Annotated in this window: 11 protein-coding genes; all 11 read left to right on the top strand. The window is 55.9% G+C overall.

What is annotated here, in order from left to right:
- Positions 1 to 17: 17 nt before the first annotated feature.
- Positions 18 to 1,256: an L-fucose:H+ symporter permease gene (gene fucP, locus ORG26_RS18425; RefSeq protein WP_266364372.1), complete on the top strand. Its 1,239-nt coding sequence runs from the start codon at positions 18 to 20 to the stop codon at positions 1,254 to 1,256.
- An 83-nt stretch (positions 1,257 to 1,339) separates the two neighbouring features.
- The gene (locus ORG26_RS18430; RefSeq protein WP_266364374.1) at positions 1,340 to 1,666 is read left to right on the top strand and encodes an L-rhamnose mutarotase; all 327 of its coding nucleotides are present in this window, start codon (positions 1,340 to 1,342) and stop codon (positions 1,664 to 1,666) included.
- Positions 1,667 to 1,766: 100 nt separating this feature from the next.
- Positions 1,767 to 2,573 carry an endonuclease/exonuclease/phosphatase family protein gene (locus ORG26_RS18435; protein WP_266364376.1) on the top strand — a complete coding sequence of 269 codons (807 nt, stop codon included), beginning with the start codon at positions 1,767 to 1,769 and terminating at the stop codon, positions 2,571 to 2,573.
- Positions 2,574 to 2,670: 97 nt separating this feature from the next.
- The gene (locus ORG26_RS18440; RefSeq protein WP_266364378.1) at positions 2,671 to 3,111 is read left to right on the top strand and encodes a hypothetical protein; all 441 of its coding nucleotides are present in this window, start codon (positions 2,671 to 2,673) and stop codon (positions 3,109 to 3,111) included.
- Positions 3,108 to 3,308, top strand: coding sequence for a helix-turn-helix transcriptional regulator (locus ORG26_RS18445; RefSeq protein ID WP_266364380.1), 201 nt, complete (start codon positions 3,108 to 3,110; stop codon positions 3,306 to 3,308). The genes ORG26_RS18440 and ORG26_RS18445 overlap by 4 nt, the downstream gene beginning before the upstream one ends.
- Before the next feature lie 145 nt (positions 3,309 to 3,453).
- On the top strand, positions 3,454 to 4,017 hold the full coding sequence (locus ORG26_RS18450; protein WP_266364381.1) for a GNAT family N-acetyltransferase: 564 nt from the start codon (positions 3,454 to 3,456) through the stop codon (positions 4,015 to 4,017).
- 139 nt (positions 4,018 to 4,156) lie between these two features.
- Positions 4,157 to 4,873, top strand: a complete 717-nt coding sequence (gene cmk, locus ORG26_RS18455; protein ID WP_266369437.1) for a (d)CMP kinase — start codon at positions 4,157 to 4,159, stop codon at positions 4,871 to 4,873.
- The gene (locus ORG26_RS18460; RefSeq protein ID WP_266364383.1) at positions 4,870 to 5,937 is read left to right on the top strand and encodes an NAD(P)/FAD-dependent oxidoreductase; all 1,068 of its coding nucleotides are present in this window, start codon (positions 4,870 to 4,872) and stop codon (positions 5,935 to 5,937) included. Before cmk ends, ORG26_RS18460 begins: the two co-directional genes overlap by 4 nt.
- 35 nt (positions 5,938 to 5,972) lie before the next feature.
- A complete protein-coding gene (locus tag ORG26_RS18465) occupies positions 5,973 to 9,236 on the top strand; it encodes a hypothetical protein (RefSeq protein ID WP_266364385.1) in 3,264 nt (1,087 codons plus the stop codon).
- Positions 9,237 to 9,856: 620 nt separating this feature from the next.
- Positions 9,857 to 17,812, top strand: a complete 7,956-nt coding sequence (locus tag ORG26_RS18470; RefSeq protein ID WP_323134288.1) for an SdrD B-like domain-containing protein — start codon at positions 9,857 to 9,859, stop codon at positions 17,810 to 17,812.
- Between the two features lie 9 nt (positions 17,813 to 17,821).
- On the top strand, positions 17,822 to 18,802 hold the full coding sequence (locus ORG26_RS18475; protein WP_266364388.1) for a PorP/SprF family type IX secretion system membrane protein: 981 nt from the start codon (positions 17,822 to 17,824) through the stop codon (positions 18,800 to 18,802).
- The last annotated feature ends 92 nt before the right edge of the window (positions 18,803 to 18,894 follow it).

The following is an 18,894-nucleotide window of genomic DNA, read 5'->3' on the forward strand; positions in this document are numbered from 1 at the left end:
ATTCAACCCAACCTTTCATGGCTTCCATTTCGCCCTCTACTACCTCCGTCAAAGCGACTGCTCCGGCGGGCAACGTCCGGCTGGCCTTTGCGCTGGTGACTTCCCTGTTTTTTCTCTGGGGGTTTGCCATCAGCATGCTGGACGGTCTGAATAAAAAAGTACAGAACGTCCTGCACGTATCGCGGGCGGAGTCGGCCTGGGTGCAGGTCGTCACGTTTGGAGCCTATTTTCTGATGGCGCTGCCAGCGGGGTATTTCATGAAACGATACGGCTACAAAAAAGGCATTCTGTTTGGATTGCTGCTGTACGCGGCGGGCGGTTTTCTGGTGTATCCGGCGGGGGAGGCCCAGTCGTGGCAGTTCTTTCTGATCGCCCTGTTTATCCTCGCCTGCGGACTGGCCTTCCTCGAAACGGCGGCCAACCCCTACGTTTCTGTGCTGGGCACGCCCGAAACGTCCGAGCAGCGGCTCAATCTAGCCCAGTCGTTCAACGGGCTCGGCGCTATCACCGGGCCGCTGGTCGGGGGCTTTCTGCTGTTTGCCAATACGGCCAACGAGTCCGTCGAAGAGGGCTTTGATTCGATCCAACTGCCGTATCTGGTGGTTGGCGGACTGGTGCTGCTGGTGGCGCTGATTTTCTACCGGACACCGCTGCCGGAGATTCAGGAGGAAACGCTGGTGACCGATGCCCAGTCCCATAGCGGAAAGACGCTGTTTCAGCATGCGCACTTCCGGGCGGGCGTCCTGGCCCAGTTTCTGAACGTCGGCGCGCAGGGCTGCGTCTGGGGCTTTTTCATCAATTACGCAACTGAACTGTCTAACCTGACCGACCAGAAGGCGTCTTACCTGCTGAGCGTGGGGATGGTCATCTTCATGATCGGGCGTTTTGCCGGTACTTTCCTGATGCGGTACGTGAAGCCGAACGTGCTGCTGGGCTGGTATTCCGTGGCGATCGTCGCGTTGCTGATCATTGTCAGTCTGCATCTCGGTCAGGTATCGCTCTACGCGCTGTTGGGCTTCTTTTTCTTCCAGAGCATCACCTTCCCGACCATTTTTGCGCTGGGCGTAAAAGACCTGGGCCAGTACACCAAACAGGGTTCGTCGTACATCATCATGGGCATTGTCGGCGGCGCCGTGTTCCCGCCCGTCATGGGGTGGATCGCCGACAACAGCAGCATCGCCAACTCCTTCCTGCTCCCCGCCCTGTTCTTCGCCGTAATTGGCTGGTTTGGATTCAAAGGTTCACAAGTGAAATAATGTTGAATGATTGAATGACTGATACCGCCAGGTGGCAATCTGTAGAGTCAGTCATTCAGTCATTCAATCATTCTGTCAATTCTATGCGCTACTGCCTCGCCCTTGACCTCAAAGACGACCCGGCTTTGATTGCCGAGTACGAACGATACCACGAAAAGCTGTGGCCGGAGGTCGAAGACAGCATCCGGTCCGCCGGGATTCGGGAGATGGAAATCTACCGGATCGGAAACCGTCTGTTCATGATCATGGAAACGGAGGAGACGTTTTCGTTTGAACAAAAAGCGGCAGCCGACGCGGCCAATCCGAAAGTGCAGGAATGGGAAACGCTGATGTGGCGGTACCAGCAGGCGTTACCGCTGGCAAAACCCGGCGAGAAGTGGCTGCTCATGGACCGGATTTTCAAGTTATAGTCCAAATACCTTAACTTGGCAAGGCGCCCGGCCCGGACCGCTTTCTCAGTTTGGCCCGGCGCGCGTTTGAAAGTTCGTAACTTTGTACCTGTCGTAACCTATGAAAAGTATGTGGAAGTGGGCAAGAAAAGCACTGCTGGTGCTGATAACAGCCGCTCCGGCTCTGGCTCAGGAAACCATTACGGTCCTGACTTACAACATCAATTACGGGCTGGACCCGAAAGGCTACAGCAACCTGCTGCGGGTCGCTCAGCTGATTCGGCAGTATAAACCGGACCTGGTCGCCATCCAGGAAACCGACAGTGCCACCCTGCGCAGCTACCGCCGCAACCAGATCCGCCAACTGGCCGGTCTGACCGGCATGCAGTACGCTTTCGCCGGGGCAGACAGCTACGAAGGAGGCCGGATTGGTCTGGGCGTTCTGTCCAGATACCCCATCATTGCGCACAACCGGGTGCTGCTGCCCAACCCCGATTCGCTGGCCCCGCGCATCCTGCAGGACGCCTACGTGGAACTGCCCGACGGCCGCAGCATTCGCTTCACCAATACCCAGCTTGAGCCCAAATCCTTCGTGAACCGGGGTGTACAGCTGGCGACGCTGAGGCAGGTCCTGGGCAACAGCATTCAGCCCATCATCTGGGCGGGCGACCTCAGCACAGACCCGGAAGACCCCATTGTTGTGAAGCTCAGGGAGAATTGGGACGATGCCGGAGCCGATGCCCGCCAGCCGACCATCCACAATTCCGGGGCGCGCACGGACTACATCCTTACCCTGCGCGGGGCCGAATTTGAACTGGTTCGCTACCGGGTTCTCAACGAGCCGACCATCGCCCCCCATCTGCCCGTGCTGGTCAAGTACCGGTTGAAAAATTCAGCGTCTCCGCCCTCCAAGCAGCAACGACAGTAATGGCCCGTTCATCAAGACGAAGAACCATTCGTGTACAAGTCTGTTTTCCTTTATGTAAAGTTTAATTTACATTTGGACAAGTAAACTAAACTATACAATGAAAACGAACTGGTTATTTCCGCATCGTTACCGGCTGATTGGCTGGTTACTTTTTGTTCCGGCCGTATTGCTGGGTCTGGCCTGTATGTACGCTGAGTTTCAGTTGGAGTTTCTCACCGTTGGGAAGCTAAAAGGGATCGTCGATTGGCCCGTCAACCTGACAGATGAACTGGCGACCCTCGGCGTTATGACGGGGCTGCTTTTCATTGCCTTTGCCCGGGAGCGGGTGGAAGACGAGATGATCAGTCAGCTGCGGCTGGAGTCGTTGCAATGGGCGGTCTACCTCAATTACCTGATTCTGGGCGTGGCCGTACTGCTGGTTCACGGCGATAAGTTTATAGATGTGCTGATATACAACCTGTTTACGGTGCTGATCGTCTTCATCATTCGCTTCCGGCTGCTGCTCCGGAAGCAGGAAAGAGAGGTGCTGGCTTTATGAAGAACCGCATCAAAGTAGCCCGTGCGGAACGCGATTTTTCGCAGGCGGATCTGGCCGAACGGATTGGCGTAAGTCGGCAGACCATCAATTCCATCGAAACCGGCCGCTATGTCCCGTCCACGGTCCTGGCGCTGAAGATGGCGGCGGTTTTTGAGAAGCCGGTCGAGCAGCTGTTCCAACTGGAGGAAACAGACTGAGCCGGTAAGGAGTTATCCCGTCAACGGCGCCGGGCGTGTGCAGGGCCCGGGCCGTTGACTAAAAGAGCAAGTTGCTAAGAGCCTAAACAATCATCGTTTTGTTCAGTTTTTGGTGTATATTGGAAAAACTTTATATTTTCTATCCGTGACCGTCATCCGCCTACACACCTGCACGCTCCGGCCGTGGCGCGACGGCGATGAGAACTCATTAGCCGAATTAGCCAGTAACCGAAAAATTTGGGATCGCGTCCGGGACTTTTTCCCCAACCCGTATACGCTGCGGGACGCCACGTCCTGGATTCGCATGAACCGCTCCTACCAGATGCCGGTGAACCTGGCCATTGAAATAGACGGTCGGGCCGTGGGCAACGTCGGCTTTACCATCAAGGAGGACATTTACCGCTACAATGCCGAAATCGGCTACTGGCTGGGCGAACCCTACTGGGGCCGCGGAATCATGAGCGAAGCCGTACCGGCGATGGTGGAGTATGTTTTCCATAATTTTCAGATTAACCGCCTGTACGCCTGTGTTCTGGAAGGAAACAGCGCCTCGATGCGCGTACTGGAAGGAGCCGGATTTCGTCCGGAGGCGGTGATGCGGAAAGCGGCCGTCAAAAACAACCGATACCTCGACGAGCACATTTTTGCCATGCTCCGGGAGGAGTACCTCGCCCGGCGGGAAGAACTCAGCGCCATGGCCCGTCATTAATCCCGGTTGGTCGCCCGGGGTTTTTCTGCTTATATTTGCAGGGAGTATACACAGCTTTCGCAAACAGTCGGAACCGTTTCTGTGTTGCTTTTTTTATTCCGACGCTATGCTTCCGGACGCCCCGGACGTTTCCATTATCATGCCTAAAATCATCATTGCCATCGACGGGTACTCCAGTTGCGGCAAAAGCACGACCGCCAAGCAGGTGGCCGCCCGGCTCGGGTACGTTTTCATCGACACAGGGGCCATGTATCGGGCCGTAACCTTGTTTTTTCTGCAAAATCACGTTCAGATAACCAGCCGGAAGTCCGTTGTCGAAGCCCTCGACAAAATCAGCATTTCCTTTAATTACAACGCCAAAACCGGCCGTAACGAAACCTGTCTGAACGGGCTCAACGTCGAGGAGGAGATTCGGAAACTGTACATTGCCAACTCGGTCAGCGAGGTCAGCGCCCTCCCGGAAGTGCGGAAAGCGATGGTCGCCCAGCAGCAGAAAATGGGCCGCAAGAAAGGCATTGTCATGGACGGCCGGGACATCGGCACGAAGGTTTTCCCCGAGGCAGAACTGAAAATTTTCATGACCGCCGACACCTTTATCCGGGCCCAGCGGCGGCAGATCGAGCTGCTGGCGAAGGGAGAAATGGTCGGCCTCGACGAAATCCGGGAAAACATTGCCAAGCGCGACCACATCGACACCACCCGCGCCGAAAGTCCGCTCCGGCAGGCCGAAGATGCGCTTCTGCTCGACACCTCGTACATGACCATCGATGAACAGGTGGAATGGGTGATTCAACTGGTCGATCAGAAAATTGCCAGCCTGCACCGGAAAGGCCATTTCAAGGAACAAAACGTATGAGGGCGGACTACCTGATCGTCGGGCAGGGCATTGCCGGTTCGGTTCTCGCCTGGACGCTGCACCGGCAGGGGAAAGAAGTTCTGCTCGTCGGCGACTCTCGCGGGCATTCGTCCTCGCTGGCCGCCGGGGGCGTTTTTAATCCGCTAACCGGAAAAAAACTGGTGCGAACCTGGAAGGCCGATCAGCTTTTTCCGTTTCTGCGCACCTTTTACCGCCAGCTGGAGACCGAACTGGCGGTGTCTTTCGTGCACGAAACGGATGTTTACCGGCCTTACCGCAGCATCGAGGAGCAGAACAGCTACCTCGCCACTACGGCCGAACCCGGCTTTGCGCAGTTTGTCTCGACCGTTTCGGACGACGAGCACTACAGCCCGTATATCCATAACCCGTTTGGCGGACTGACCGTGACCCAGGCGGGCTGGATTGATACCGGAATCATGCTGCGTGCCATCCGGCAATACTTTCAGGGGCTAGGCCGGTACGTCGAACAACCGATGGACTACGAAACCCTGAAACCCGAACCCGAGGGCGTGCAGTGGGAGGGAAGGCATTTCCGAAAAGTAATTTTCTGCGAAGGGCCGGAAGGAAACAAGCGAAACCCGTATTTCCACTGGCTGCCGTACAATCCCGTTAAAGGGCAGGTTCTGGAGGTGGAAATAAGGGATTATCCCATCCGGAGCATCGTCAATCAGGGTATCTTTATCCTGCCGTATCAGGAAAACATCTGTCGGGTCGGGGCGACCTACACCTGGCACGATCTGGACTGGCAAACAACCGAGGATGGAAAACGGTTTCTGGAGGAGAAACTGAGCACATTACTGAAAGTACCCTACCGTATCGTCAACCAGTGGGCGGGCATTCGTCCGGCGACGAAAGACCGGCGGCCACTCATTGGCCTGCACCCCGACCACCCGGCTATCGGAATCTTTAACGGGCTGGGAGCCAAGGGGGTTTCGCTGGCTCCGTATTTTGCGGATGAGTTTGCCGGATTTCTCGACGGCCGTAAAGATTTAAGCGCAGAGGTGAATATAAGCCGGTGTTTTTCGTTATATTACCATTACTAAGTCTGTGTATTTTTCCCTGTTGATATAGTACGTGTATGGGCAGTAAATTTCTACGGTGGACGGTCGGATTGATGCTGGTAGTTCAGGCAGCGGCGGCGCAGCATTATCCTTCGCTGGAGGAGTTCGGGCGGAACCGGATTCAGTATCGGCGCTTCGACTGGAAGGTGATCAAAACCTCCAATTTTGAAATCTATTTTTATCAGGACGGCCAGCCGGCGGCGAATCTGGCGGCCCAGTATGCCGAGACCGAATTTGACCGGATCACGGAAGTCCTGGGCTATACACCCTACAACCGGGTAAAAATTTTTCTGTACAACTCGCCGCAGGACCTCGCCCAGAGCAACATCGGACTGAGTGTGGCGGGCTATGCCAACGACCGGGAAATCGATTTGTCTAAAAACCGGCTTCAGATTGCTTTTAACGGCAACCAGATTGCTTTTCGCAAGCAGCTGATCCGGGAAGTGTCGATGCTGTTTGTGTACGATATGCTCTACGGAGGCAGCCTCAAGGACGCCCTGCAAAGCTCCCTGCTGCTCTCGCTGCCCGACTGGTTCATGCCCGGCATTGCCTCGTACATCGCCGAAGGCTGGAGCGTGGAAATGGATGACTACATGCGGGACGTCGCCCTGAACCGGCCCGTGCGCAAGCCATCGACCCTGGAAGGCGATGACGCCATGCGGGTCGGTCATTCGATCTGGAATTATATCGCGGAAAAGTACGGTCGGGACAACATTTCCAACATCCTGAACCTGACGCGGATTATCCGCAATGAACAAAACTCGATTGCCAGTACCCTGGGCGTCCCTTACTCCCGCTTCCTGCGCGAATGGCGGGATTACTACTCTTCGATGGCGAAGCCCATTGCCGAGGCCTACAAAAGCGGGAATGATGATTTCCGGCTGACCGTATCGACGACCAAGTCACCCGCCCAGCTGACCAGTCTGCGCGTCAGTTCCGACAACAGCCGGATTGCCTATGGTCTGGCCGAACGGGGTAAGTTTGAAGTAGTGCTGGTCGATACCCAGACCAAGAAGCGGTCAACGATATTAACCGGTGGCTACCGGCAGGACGAGTCGCAGGTGCGGGTGACAACGCCGCTGGTCGCTTTTCAGCGCAACAACCTGCTGGTGCTGACGGATGAAAAAGGAAAAACGTTCCTCTACGTGTACGGCAATCTGGATAAAAAACCGAAGCTGCAGCGGCGGATTGTTGTGCGGGGTGTGAACCAGGTGATCGACATGGATGCCTCCGACGATGGGTCCGCCGTGGTGTTTAGCGCCGACCGCCGGGGCCAGAACGACCTTTACCTCTTCAGCCTGAGCCGCGGTACGGCCCAGCAAATCACCAACGACCTGTACGACGACCTGTATCCGCAGTTTGTGGGTCGTTCGCGGCAGATTATTTTTGCTTCCAACCGTTCGCAGGACTCTCTCGGACTCGACAAAGGAACGTACAAGACCATCAACAATCGGCTGAGCCTCTTTCTGCACGACGGTTCTCCCAAGCCGGAAGCCCTCGTTCGGCTGACCGATTCCCTCAGCACGGCAAGACAGCCCATCGCCGCCAGCGAAAATACTTTTTACTACCTGAGCGATGAGTCGGGCGTTCGCAACCTGGTCCGGTACGATGCCGAAACCAGGACCCGTCAATACATCACCTCGCTCAGCCAGGGCATTCGCCGCTACGATCTGAATCCGGCCTCAGGCGCTTTTGTGTACAGTCAGTTGCAGAATGGGCAGGAAGTAATTGGCTTCCGGCCGCGACTGAACCTGAATCAGAGCGTGGAGCTTCCGCTTACCCAGCGGGCGGTATCGACGGGCGCGGCAGCCCGGCCGGAGACGGATTCGGCAAGCCGCTCAGCCGCGACAGCGCCAACGGCCGCCGGTAAACCCAACGGAATCGCCCCCGATCCGAACGAAGCAACGGCGCGGAAACTGAATCTGGAAGAAGGCGAAGTAGATACCGAGAACTACCAGTTCGACCCCGAAGTAGCCAAGTCGGTTGAAGCCAAGCAACGCCGGGCGACGACCACCGGCCAGCCGTCGCTGCTTTCGACACGCGGTCGCCGCCGGGAAAACGTGACGATTCGCGGACCTTTCAATTATCAGGGGATGTTTATTGCCAGCGATGCCAGTTCAGACTGGCGGATCGACCCTATCCGGGGATTCGGCTATTTCCAGTCCCTGACGATGAACGACCTGCTGGAGAATCATATCATTAAGGCCGGTCTTTTCATTACGACGAACCTGCGCAACAGCGACCTTTTCGCCGAATATAAAAACCTCGTAAACCGGATCGACTACGGCGTTCGGGTCGACCGGAAGACCATTTTCAATGACCCAGGCGGAATTATCCAGAAATACCGGTTCAATCAGGTGACTTTCTCGGCTTCTTATCCACTGTCGGTAAACAGCCGGGTGACGGTAGCGCCTTTTCATACGGTAACCCGTTTCTTCGATCTGGCGGCTTCCGGGGCCGAGCGCTCCAACGGCTATGCCGGGGCGCGGGCCGAGTTTGTCTTCGACAATTCGATGCTGAACGGCATGAACATGATCGAAGGCACGCGGTTTAAACTCAGCTACGAATCTTACACGGGTCTGTATCAGAAGACAGAAACCGGAAAGTTGCCGGCGAGCAATCTGAACTTCAACCGGGTCCGCCTTGACCTGCGGCACTATCAGAAACTGCACCGGGACATCATTCTGGCGGGTCGGCTGGCGATTAGTCACTCGGCTGGCCGGGCTCCCAAGCGGAGTACGCTGGGCGGAATGGAGAACTGGATAGGCATTGCCGAGGCCACCAAAGAGCGGAACGAAGACAACACCCAGCAGACCAATCCGCTGCTGCTCGACCCGAACCTGGATAACCGGGATGTCTTTTTCCTCGATCTGGCCACCCCGTTGAGAGGGTTCCGTCTGGGTAAACTGACCGGAACAAGCCACATGGTTTTCAACGCTGAGCTTCGACTGCCGCTGGTCCGTTACTTCCACCGCGGTCCGGTAACTTCAAACTTCCTGAGAAACTTCCAACTGGTTGCCTTCTCCGATGTAGGTACCGCCTGGTCGGGCCGGGGACCGTTCAATCGCCAGAACAGCCTGAATACCGAAGTCGTCGGCGGCAACGGAGATCCTTTTATTGCGACCGTGACAAACTTCAAAAACCCGTTCCTGATTGGCTACGGTGCTGGTGCCCGGACGATGCTGTTCGGCTACTATGTTAAATTCGACTATGCCTGGGGTCTGGAAAACAATGTCGTTGGCAAGCCCATTGCCTATCTGACGTTAGGCTACGACTTCTGATCCGGGTCGACCGGCTGCTTTGAAACCCACCCGAGCAAGGTGGGTTTTTTATTTTCGTAAATATGTTGCTTTGTTCGTTCTGGTTTTTATATTTGCCCAGAGTCTCCCTGACACTGTTTTAAATGCGGTGAAAAGCTGACCCCGTTGTTTCTCTCTTCGCACTTCCCGGCATCTTCCCAAGCCACGTGTGGCTCCTGTGCCTTTCGGCATCTCGGTAACTAATTTTCAGATTTTTTAGTATTGGCACACTTTTGGCTACTAAGTCCCGCTTCATTCCGCATGAATTGGACGCATCTGCAAGGCGCCTCAAAGCGGGAATCAGGCACTTATTCTGGATAGTTCAAAAGTGTATGGCAAGAATGCAACAATACCGGAACGGATTGGCGGCTTGTTCTTTATTTGCCTGTACAAATTAAATGTTGGCATAATTTTGGAGTGCTTAATCCTGTAAATGATTGAAATAAACCGGGAGTAAGAAAGTGACCAAATATGTTTTTCGGGGTCTGAATAAGTGGAACATATGTCCATTGCGTCTACGCCGACACAAGTGCGCCTTCTCCATGACGAAATCGCCATCCATAAAATTGAGCTCGTTAATCAGCTCAATCTGCTCTATATCAATGCTTAGCCGTAACGTAAACGTTATTGGAAATCCTGCATTGATAGAGTCCCGACCCCAGGCAGGTGACTACTTCCTTCCGACGAGAAATCGTCTTGCCCTTTTTGTATTCTGTCTGGTAACCGGACTTTTTCTGGTTAGCAACTCAACTTTTGCTCAGCAAACCACCACGACCGGGCCGGATCTTTTCCTTTACAAGAAAATAAGCAACCAGAAGCCACAGATTGGCGATGTGGTCTCGGTAACAATGGTTGTCGGCAATTCCGGTTCGGCTGCGGCCACGGGCATTGTCATTCAGGACAAACTGCTCACGAGCGGAGCGGAATATGTGAGCGGGACAGTCCTCCGCGGCGGCGGCACGTTTACCCGGCAAGCCACCACGGCCAGCTGGACACCCGGGACAGTCGCCGCGGGTGATTCCGCAATGGTGGAAATCAAGCTTCGCGTGCTTGGACAGGGCGTTTCGTTCAACACCGCCGAAATTACGGCCATGCAGGGAACGGACACGGACTCACAGGTCGATAACCAGGAATTATTGGAAGATGACTATGCTTCAATCTGTTTCTCCGTACCGATTTATTGGTACCAGGGCGAGGAGTTCGAAGTGACCATTCCTGCGGGCTTCAAGAATACCCAATGGCTACGCAACAACCAGGCAGTAACCGCCAGTACCCCTTCGGAGCAGGCAGCCGTTCGGGGCGATACACTGATTATCCGTTCGCCGGGTACTTATACGTTCACTACTACTTTAAGTAACTGCCCGGCCAGCGGTTGCTGCCCGATCGAAGTGGTGCAGGGCCCATGCGGAAGCATCGGAGATTTTGTCTGGCTAGACACAAATTACAACGGCATTCAGGACCAGAGCGAACCGGGCGTTGCAAATGTTCCGGTAAAGCTGTATTCCCAGAATGCAGACACCCTGCTTGCCGAAACCACGACGAATGCGAACGGCTTTTATTCGTTTTCCTGCCTGCCGACCGGCAATTACCGGGTTGGTATTGTGAAGCCGGAAGGCACCGTTCTGTCTACGTTCAAAAATCCCTCCGGCACTCCCGATAAAGACAGCGATGGGCAGGACTCCGGGGCCAGAACGCTTTCGCCGGTTGTCCCGATCAATGTAGCGTTTGCCGAAAACGACAAGCGTCGGAACAATCCTGACATTGACTTCGGTCTGGCGCCTTATGGCTCAATCGGAAACTTTGTGTGGGATGATACCAATACCAACGGGTTTCAGGACGGCGGTGAAGCAGGTATTTCGGGCGTACGGGTTAACCTGTACGCTTCCAATCAGATCAATACACCGATCAAGTCGCTGCTGACCAACGCTACCGGCTTCTATAAATTTGATTCCCTGCAGTCGGGAACGTACATCGTCCGCTTTCTGCTTCCCAGCGGCAAAGTGTTTACCCTGGCCAATGCCGGGACGGCCGCTGATGACGAGCGAGATTCCGACGCGGGAGTGGATGGCTACTCGCAGGCGGTTCAGATCAATGCATCACAGCCGCTCAACAGCATTGCCAGAACCAACATGACGATTGATGCCGGTGTTACGCCTAGTTGCACCGCCCCGGTTGTGGCCGCTTCTGTTTCCAGCGCACAGGTTTGCAGCGGTACCAGCTTTACCCTGACGGCGGCCGTTAGCGGCGCAACATCCGGTCTGAGCTATCGCTGGAGCGGCCCGAATGGGTATTCTTCAACGGATGCTAATCCGATTATTGCCAGCGCGGCTCTTTCTGCTACCGGAGTTTACAGCGTGACTGTGAGCAGTGGAGTGAACTGCGCTTCTACGGCTTCGGTTACCGTGACGGTTAAATCGTGCGAATGTGCGGTTACACCGCCGATCATTTCCTGCGCTACTACCAATATTTGTCCGGGCGATGCCGTAACGCTGCTGGCCGCCAATTGTAGCGGAACGGTCACCTGGTCCAACGGCCAGACGGGAAGCCAGTTGATCGTAAGTCCGTCGGATACAACGACCTATACGGCTACCTGCTCGGTTGACAAATGCACCAGCGGAAATTCCAACCCGGTAACCATCTTTGTCGCCGATCCCAAGCCGCCTGTGATTGCGGCCTCGGCCACCACAATCTGTCCGGGCACTCAGGTCACTCTGACGGCAACCGGCTGTACGGGACGGGTAATCTGGTCGACGGGAGCGACGGGAACAAGTCTGACGGTATCCCCCGCGATGTCGACGACCTATTATGCCAACTGCCGGATCGCAAACTGCATAAGCTCGCCTTCTGATCCTGTAACCATTCAGGTTGGAACGCCTCCAACGCCCCAGGTAACCGTTTCCAAAACCAGCCTGTGCGAAGGCGAAAGCTCCGTGCTGACCATCCTGAACTGTCCGGGCACGCCTGTCTGGTCAACGGGGGATACCACCCAGTCTATAACCGTTTCGCCCCGGCAGACAACCCGCTACTCAGTGGTTTGTCGGTTAGGCTCTTGCCTGAGCCCGCGTTCCGAGTATGAAATTTCGGTGACTAAGCCCATTCCGCCAACGATTGTCGCCAGTTCGGATACCGTTTGTATCGGTAGTCAGGTTACTTTGACGGCCTCGGGGTGTCAGGGAACCGTCCTCTGGTCTTCAGGCAGTACGGGGGCAACACTGACGATCACGCCAAGAAACAATGTAAGCTACACGGCTTACTGCAAAATAGGGACCTGCACCAGCGAGATTTCCAACGCGGTTAACATCGTTGTGGTCAGTCCGGCTGCCCCGCTGATCAAGTCCACCAAAACCCTGCTTTGTGCCGGTGAAGACGTAACCCTTACGGCCGAAGGCTGTACCGGCACGGTGGTCTGGTCAAACGGAATGACGGGCAGCAGCATTACGGACCGGCCGGGAAGTACTACCAATTACACGGCAAAATGTCGGGTCGGTTCCTGTCTGAGCGAATCCTCCAATCTCATTGCGGTTAACGTTACCAACAGCAGCGCAACCAGGCCAACCGTTACGGTTTCCAAGTCAGCGATTTGCAAAGGCGAAACCGTCGTCCTGTCGGCAACCGGCTGTACGGGCGCCACGATCGTTTGGTCGACAGGCGAAACCGGCGCGAGCATTACGGTTGCGCCCGTTACCACCACAGAATATTATGCTGCCTGCCGGGTAGGATCGTCCTGCAACAGCCAGCCCGCGAAGGTGACCATTACGGTTAATACACCGCCTACCCCGGAAGTCTTCTGTTCTGCAAGCCGAATTTGTCCGGGTGAAACAGTGGTGCTTAGTGTTGGCAGCTGTACAGGAACGCCGTTGTGGTCAACCGGGGCTACCACGTCCAGTATAACCGTATCTCCGACCGTAACGACGAGCTATACCGTCGTATGCCGCAGCGGCCAGTGCAGCAGCGATCCGTCCCAGGCCTATACAATCAGTGTTGAAGCGCCAGCCGCTCCGGTTATCACCGCGTCAACCCTAGAATTCGAAAGTGGACAGCCCGTATCGCTGTCGGCCACCGGCTGCGGAACGGGCCAGGTCGTCTGGTCAACCGGAGCAACCGGAACGTCCATCGTCGTCGATCCCGTGGCTACGACCAGTTACTATGCGCAGTGCCGGATAAATAATTGCCTGAGCGACCTGACCACCATCACCATCAAGAAAAAGGGCGACTGCAATGTGCCGGCACCGACCGTAACCGTTGCCAGTTCGGAAGTCTGCTCCGGTGGCTCTGCGACGCTGACCGCGACCGGATGCACTTCCGGGACGATAGTCTGGTCGAATGGCATGACCGGTTCGAGCATTACGGTAAACAACCTGACGCGTAGTGAGCAGTTCACGGCGATGTGCAAGCGGGATGCGTTCTGTATGTCAGCACCTTCATCCCCGGTGGCCGTCAATGTGCTGTTCATCAATGCACCTACGATTGTTTCTTCCAAACCCGTGATCTGTCCGGGGGATACGACTACGCTGAGCGCACTTGGTTGCCCGGGTCAGATTGTCTGGTCAACGGGCGAAACAACGGGCAGTATCATCGTCAAGCCCGGTGCTACTACCGGTTATTGGGCAAAATGTAAACTTGGAACGTGCGAAAGTGCCCGTTCACCGATCAATACGGTCCGGGTGGTAACGCCAACGGCCCCAACCATTTCGGCTTCAGCGACCAACCTTTGCTTTGGTCAGGCGGTAACGCTGACGGCCTCTGCCTGTCAGGAGGGGTATGTCATCTGGTCCAATGGGCAGGTCGGTCAGTCGGTTACGGTTTCGCCGGCGGTTTCCACCACGTTCACGGCGGTTTGCTGCACGTCCGGAAACTGCAAGAGTGTAGTTTCCAATGGCATCGCGATAAATGTATCGGCAAAGCCGGGTAAGCCAGTAACCGTAGACAAGGTAAATACCTGCCCGTTCGTGACGGTGGATCTGACTACGGCGGTGGTCGGACGGCCTGCTACCGGCAGTATCTATGAATTCAGAACGGGAAATACCCCGACTTCGCCCCTGGTTGCCAACCCGAACGCGGTGGGAGCCGGAACCTATTATGTTTTTGAAAAGACGGCCAATGGCTGTTATGGTGAGCCTTCTGCAATCAACATACAGATTACGGACTGCAATACACCCCAAATCTGTACTACGAACCCGGCATCGGCAACCGCGGGGTCTGACGCAACGCTTTGTGATACCAAAGAATACAAACTGAACGGCCGTATTGGCGGCGCTGCAACGAGTGCGGTCTGGTCGTCGAGCGGAACCGGGACGTTCAACAATGCGCTGTTGCTGGATGCAACGTACCGGGCTTCGGCAGAAGACGTTAAGGCCGGATTTGTGACCCTTACGCTGACGACGAACGATCCGGATGGAAGTGGTGCCTGCGTAGCGGCCAAAGCGTCCATCAAGCTGACGTTCAAAGGCGTTGATCTTAAACCGACCATAACCGTTCAGGGAAATACGAGCCTGTGTAACGGCGATTCGGTAGTTCTGAAGGCACTGCCGGACGGATACCGGTACCGCTGGAATACCAATGCCACGACGCAGAGCATCGTGGTCAAAGCGGGGGGATCGTACTTTGTGACGCTTCTGAACGCCGAAGGCTGTACGTCAGTGGCCTCTGAGCCGGTATCGATAACGGTAAACAGCCCGGTTCTGCCGCCGCAGGTAGCCATGATGGCCCGGAATACCTGCCCCGCCACTACGGTGAGTCTGGTGCAACTGGTCGAAAGCCAGCCCCGGATGCAGGGAAGTTCTTTTGAGTTCCGGGCGGGTAGTTCGCCAGCTTCGCCCATCGTGATTCGCCCCGACTCGGTCGGACAGGGGAAATACTACATATTTGAACGGACAGCGGCGGGTTGCTACAGCGCCGGGGCGCCGGTAGAGGTCAGCATCTTCAACTGTGCCACGGACAGCTGCCGCGCCGACCTGTACATCCGCAAAATGGTGGATAAGAAAAATCCGCGAGTGGGTGAGGTGGTAACCTATACCATCAAACTGGGTAACAAAGGAACCTGTGCCGCCACCCACGTCGACTTCCGGGATATTCTTCCGGAGGGGCTTGAACTGGTTTCCAACGGAAATCTGGCGGTCGATCACCTCGGCCACCTGACCATGTGGGTCACGCCTTTGCAGGCGGGTGAGGAGCGTGAGTTCTTCTACAAAGCCCGGGTTATGAAACAGGGGTCTATCGTCAATGACGTGAAAATTACCTACCTGGACCAGATTGACCCGGACTGGACAAACAACGCGGACCAGGTTACGATTCAGGACACTTCCAAAGTGCAGCCACTGTATGTGGGTCTGGCGAAGAAAGGGCTGGGCGTCTCCCGGCAGACCGATGGCACCTATGCCTTCCGGTACTCGTTTAAGGTGACGAACTACAGCAGTGTAGACGCCCGGAAGGTACAGATCACCGATAGTCTGACCACTGTGTTTGCCCCCAATTCCGTGACGGAAGCCCATCTGGAGGCCACCAATTCGAACCTGAAGTTTAACAGCGGCTTTACGGGCTCCGGTGCAAATGTTCAGTTGCTGGACACGGCAAGCCGGGTGAAGGCCGGGGATACGGAATCGTTCCTGCTTACGGTAAAAGTGCGACTGGTGAATGAAGCCGATACTGCTAAGACATTCTACAACGTAGCCGCGCTTACGGCGGTTCTGGGTGGTACGCCTGTGTCGGACAAATCGACGGATGGTGATTCGGCGGACCCGGATGGCGACGGAAATCCCAACAACAACAGCCAGCCGACGCCGAGCCGCGTTTACACGCCGGCCACCAGCTCTCAACTGGGAGTTGCCCTGGCCGTGGTCGAAACCGTCAGGCTGCCGGACGAAAGCTACTATGTAACCTATAAGATTACACTAAAGAACTTCGGAACGACACCGCTGACCCAGGTTCAGTTGAGTGATAGCCTGTCCAAGGCCATTACCGCACCGGCAACCTTCACCGTCGTGGGTGCCCCCGTCGTCAACGCGGCCAGTACCCTGGTGCCGAACGGGGCTTATAACGGCAAGACCAATTCGGTAATCGTCCTTCCCGGCAGTTCGCTGGCCGCTGGCGTGACCGATAGTGTGCTGGTGACTGTACGTATTCAACCTAACGGATTAAGCAGCGTGATTCTGAACCAGGTAGTTGGAACGGCTGAAAAAGGCGACGCGTCCGTTAATGATTTGTCCAACAATGGGGTTGATCCCGATCCTGCGGGCAGTCTGAAAACACCGGTTCGGTTTGACCTGCCCCCCTCCCTGCTTGGCGTGGCGAAGTCGGTTGGACAGCCGGTGAACCTCGGCAATGGAGTCTATGAAGTGCCCTATACCATTCAGCTGAGCAATTTAGGTACCGTGGATCTACGCCGCGTGCAGGTAACGGACAATCTGGCCCAGACCTTCGAAGCCAAAGGCGCTCTGATTGTTTCCAATAAAATTGCTGTAACCGCTCAAACGGGCCTGACCGTCGATACGACGTATACCGGACGGGGCCTGCTGACGAAACTGCTGATCGATACGCTCAGTACGCTGCCCAGAGGCGCGACGCGCAGCCTGTCGTTCAGAATAAAGGTCGATGTTCGGAATGCGCAGGGGACGCAGTTCTTCAATACGGCATACGGGCAGGCGCTGGGAGCGGGTAGCGTAGTGGTGGGCGACACCTCCACGACCGGCGCGAATCCGGACCCGGATAACGATCTTGACCCCCGGAACAATGGTGTAGCTACGCCGGTCACCCTTGAAAAACCGTCGAATGTACAGCCCCGCATGGGCGTTGCGCTGTCGGTGAAAGATACGGTTCGTCTGGCCGATGGATCTTACCGGGTCGTGTACCGGGTCATCGTTAAAAACTTCAGTTCGGTGCCATTGCAGAATGTGCAGCTGCAGGACTCGCTTGCCAAGTACGTCTTCAATGTCACGACCGGGGCCTCCTACACCGTGGCCGGAACGCCAACCGTACCCACAGGCAGCGGTCTGGTTCCCAATCCGCAGTTTAACGGCAATACGGATACCCGTCTGCTGCTGAACACCAGTACACTGGCCGCCGGCGTACAGGATACGCTTTTGCTTACCCTGATCGTGAGGACCGACGGTCGGACAACTCCTTACCTCAACATGGTAAATGGAGAAGGACTGGCCGGATTAACGATGGTTCGCGACGTGTCTACCGATGGCATTGAACCCGACCCGAACGGAAACAGTGACCCCACCGAAGCCACGGAAGGGCTCGCTACGGCCCTGGTACTGCCGCTGGATGACGGGGATGTTTACATTCCCCAGGGTTTCTCACCGAACGGAGACGGAATCAACGACCGCTTTGTCATTCGTCGCCCGAGCGGCATGATCGTCAATCTGGAAGTCTTTAACCGGTGGGGCCACGCCGTGTATCGCAACGAAGACTATCACAATGACTGGGATGGAACCGCCAATACCGGCGTGCGCATCGGCACAACTTCCAACGGATTGCCCGACGGGACGTACTACTACATTGTCCGGTTGAGCGATGGACGCCGCTTTGTACGCTATATGACTATTAATCGCTGATAAGCTAAGATGAAGACCCTATTTCGACCCTGGAAATTTGCCACCTTTTTGCTTCTGCTGGCGTTTGTCAGCCCGCGCGGCGTACAGGCGCAGCAGGACAAAATGTTCTCCCAGTACATGTTCAACATGCTGGCGCTGAACCCCGCCTACGCGGGCAGTCGGGATGTGCTGAGCATGACGGGACTGTACCGGAACCAGTGGGGAGGAATCGAGGGAGCACCCCAGACGGCCACCTTTACCATCGACGCCCCGGTAAATCGGGAGCGGGTAGGACTGGGGTTGCAGGTTTACAACGATCGACTGGGCGAATGGAACGAAACAGGAGCGTTTGCTTCCTATGCTTTCCGAATAAAAGTTGGCGAACGGTCAACGCTGGCGCTGGGCCTTCAGGGTGGAGCCGTCAATGTCCGCTGGGCCCTGTCGGGGGTAGAAACGGGCCAGCCGGGCGACCCGGCCTTTGCCCGTGATATCGTGAAGACCCTGCCGAATTTCGGAACGGGCATTTTTCTGAGCAACGACCGCTCGTACCTGGGCGTTTCGGTACCGCAACTGCTCAAAAATCGCCTCAGCGACTACGATTCCGGACCGAACCGGGCCGTTCAGCGGCGGCACGCATACGCCATGGGTGGTTTTGTGATCGGCCTTAGCCCGACGCTGAAATTAAAGCCGTCGACGCTCGTCAAATACGCCGAAGGGGCTCCGCTGGGTATCGACGGAAACCTGAATCTCTGGATCGCCGACCGGATCGGCGTCGGGGCTTCCTACCGCCGCAACCAGTTCAACACCCTGGGCAACTATACCAACGACGCGGTCGTAGCGATGCTCGAAGTCCAGCTTTCGGACCAGCTTCGTCTGGGATATTCCTTTGACCGCATGCTCAATAACCTGGGGCGGACCAAAGGCGGTTTTGGGCCGCAAACCCACGAAATCATGCTTCGGTATGAGTTTGGCTTCGGAAAAAACAAAATTCTGACGCCGCGCTATTTCTGATTCGTTCGGCCACTCGTAGCAATCCTTTTCCGGGCGTATTCTCCTGAAACGTAATTTAATCGTTTCCCGGTGGGTACGTCCGTTTTGTTTCT

Source organism: Tellurirhabdus rosea (genome assembly GCF_026278345.1).
In the GTDB taxonomy this organism is placed as follows: Bacteria; Bacteroidota; Bacteroidia; order Cytophagales; family Spirosomataceae; genus Tellurirhabdus; species Tellurirhabdus rosea.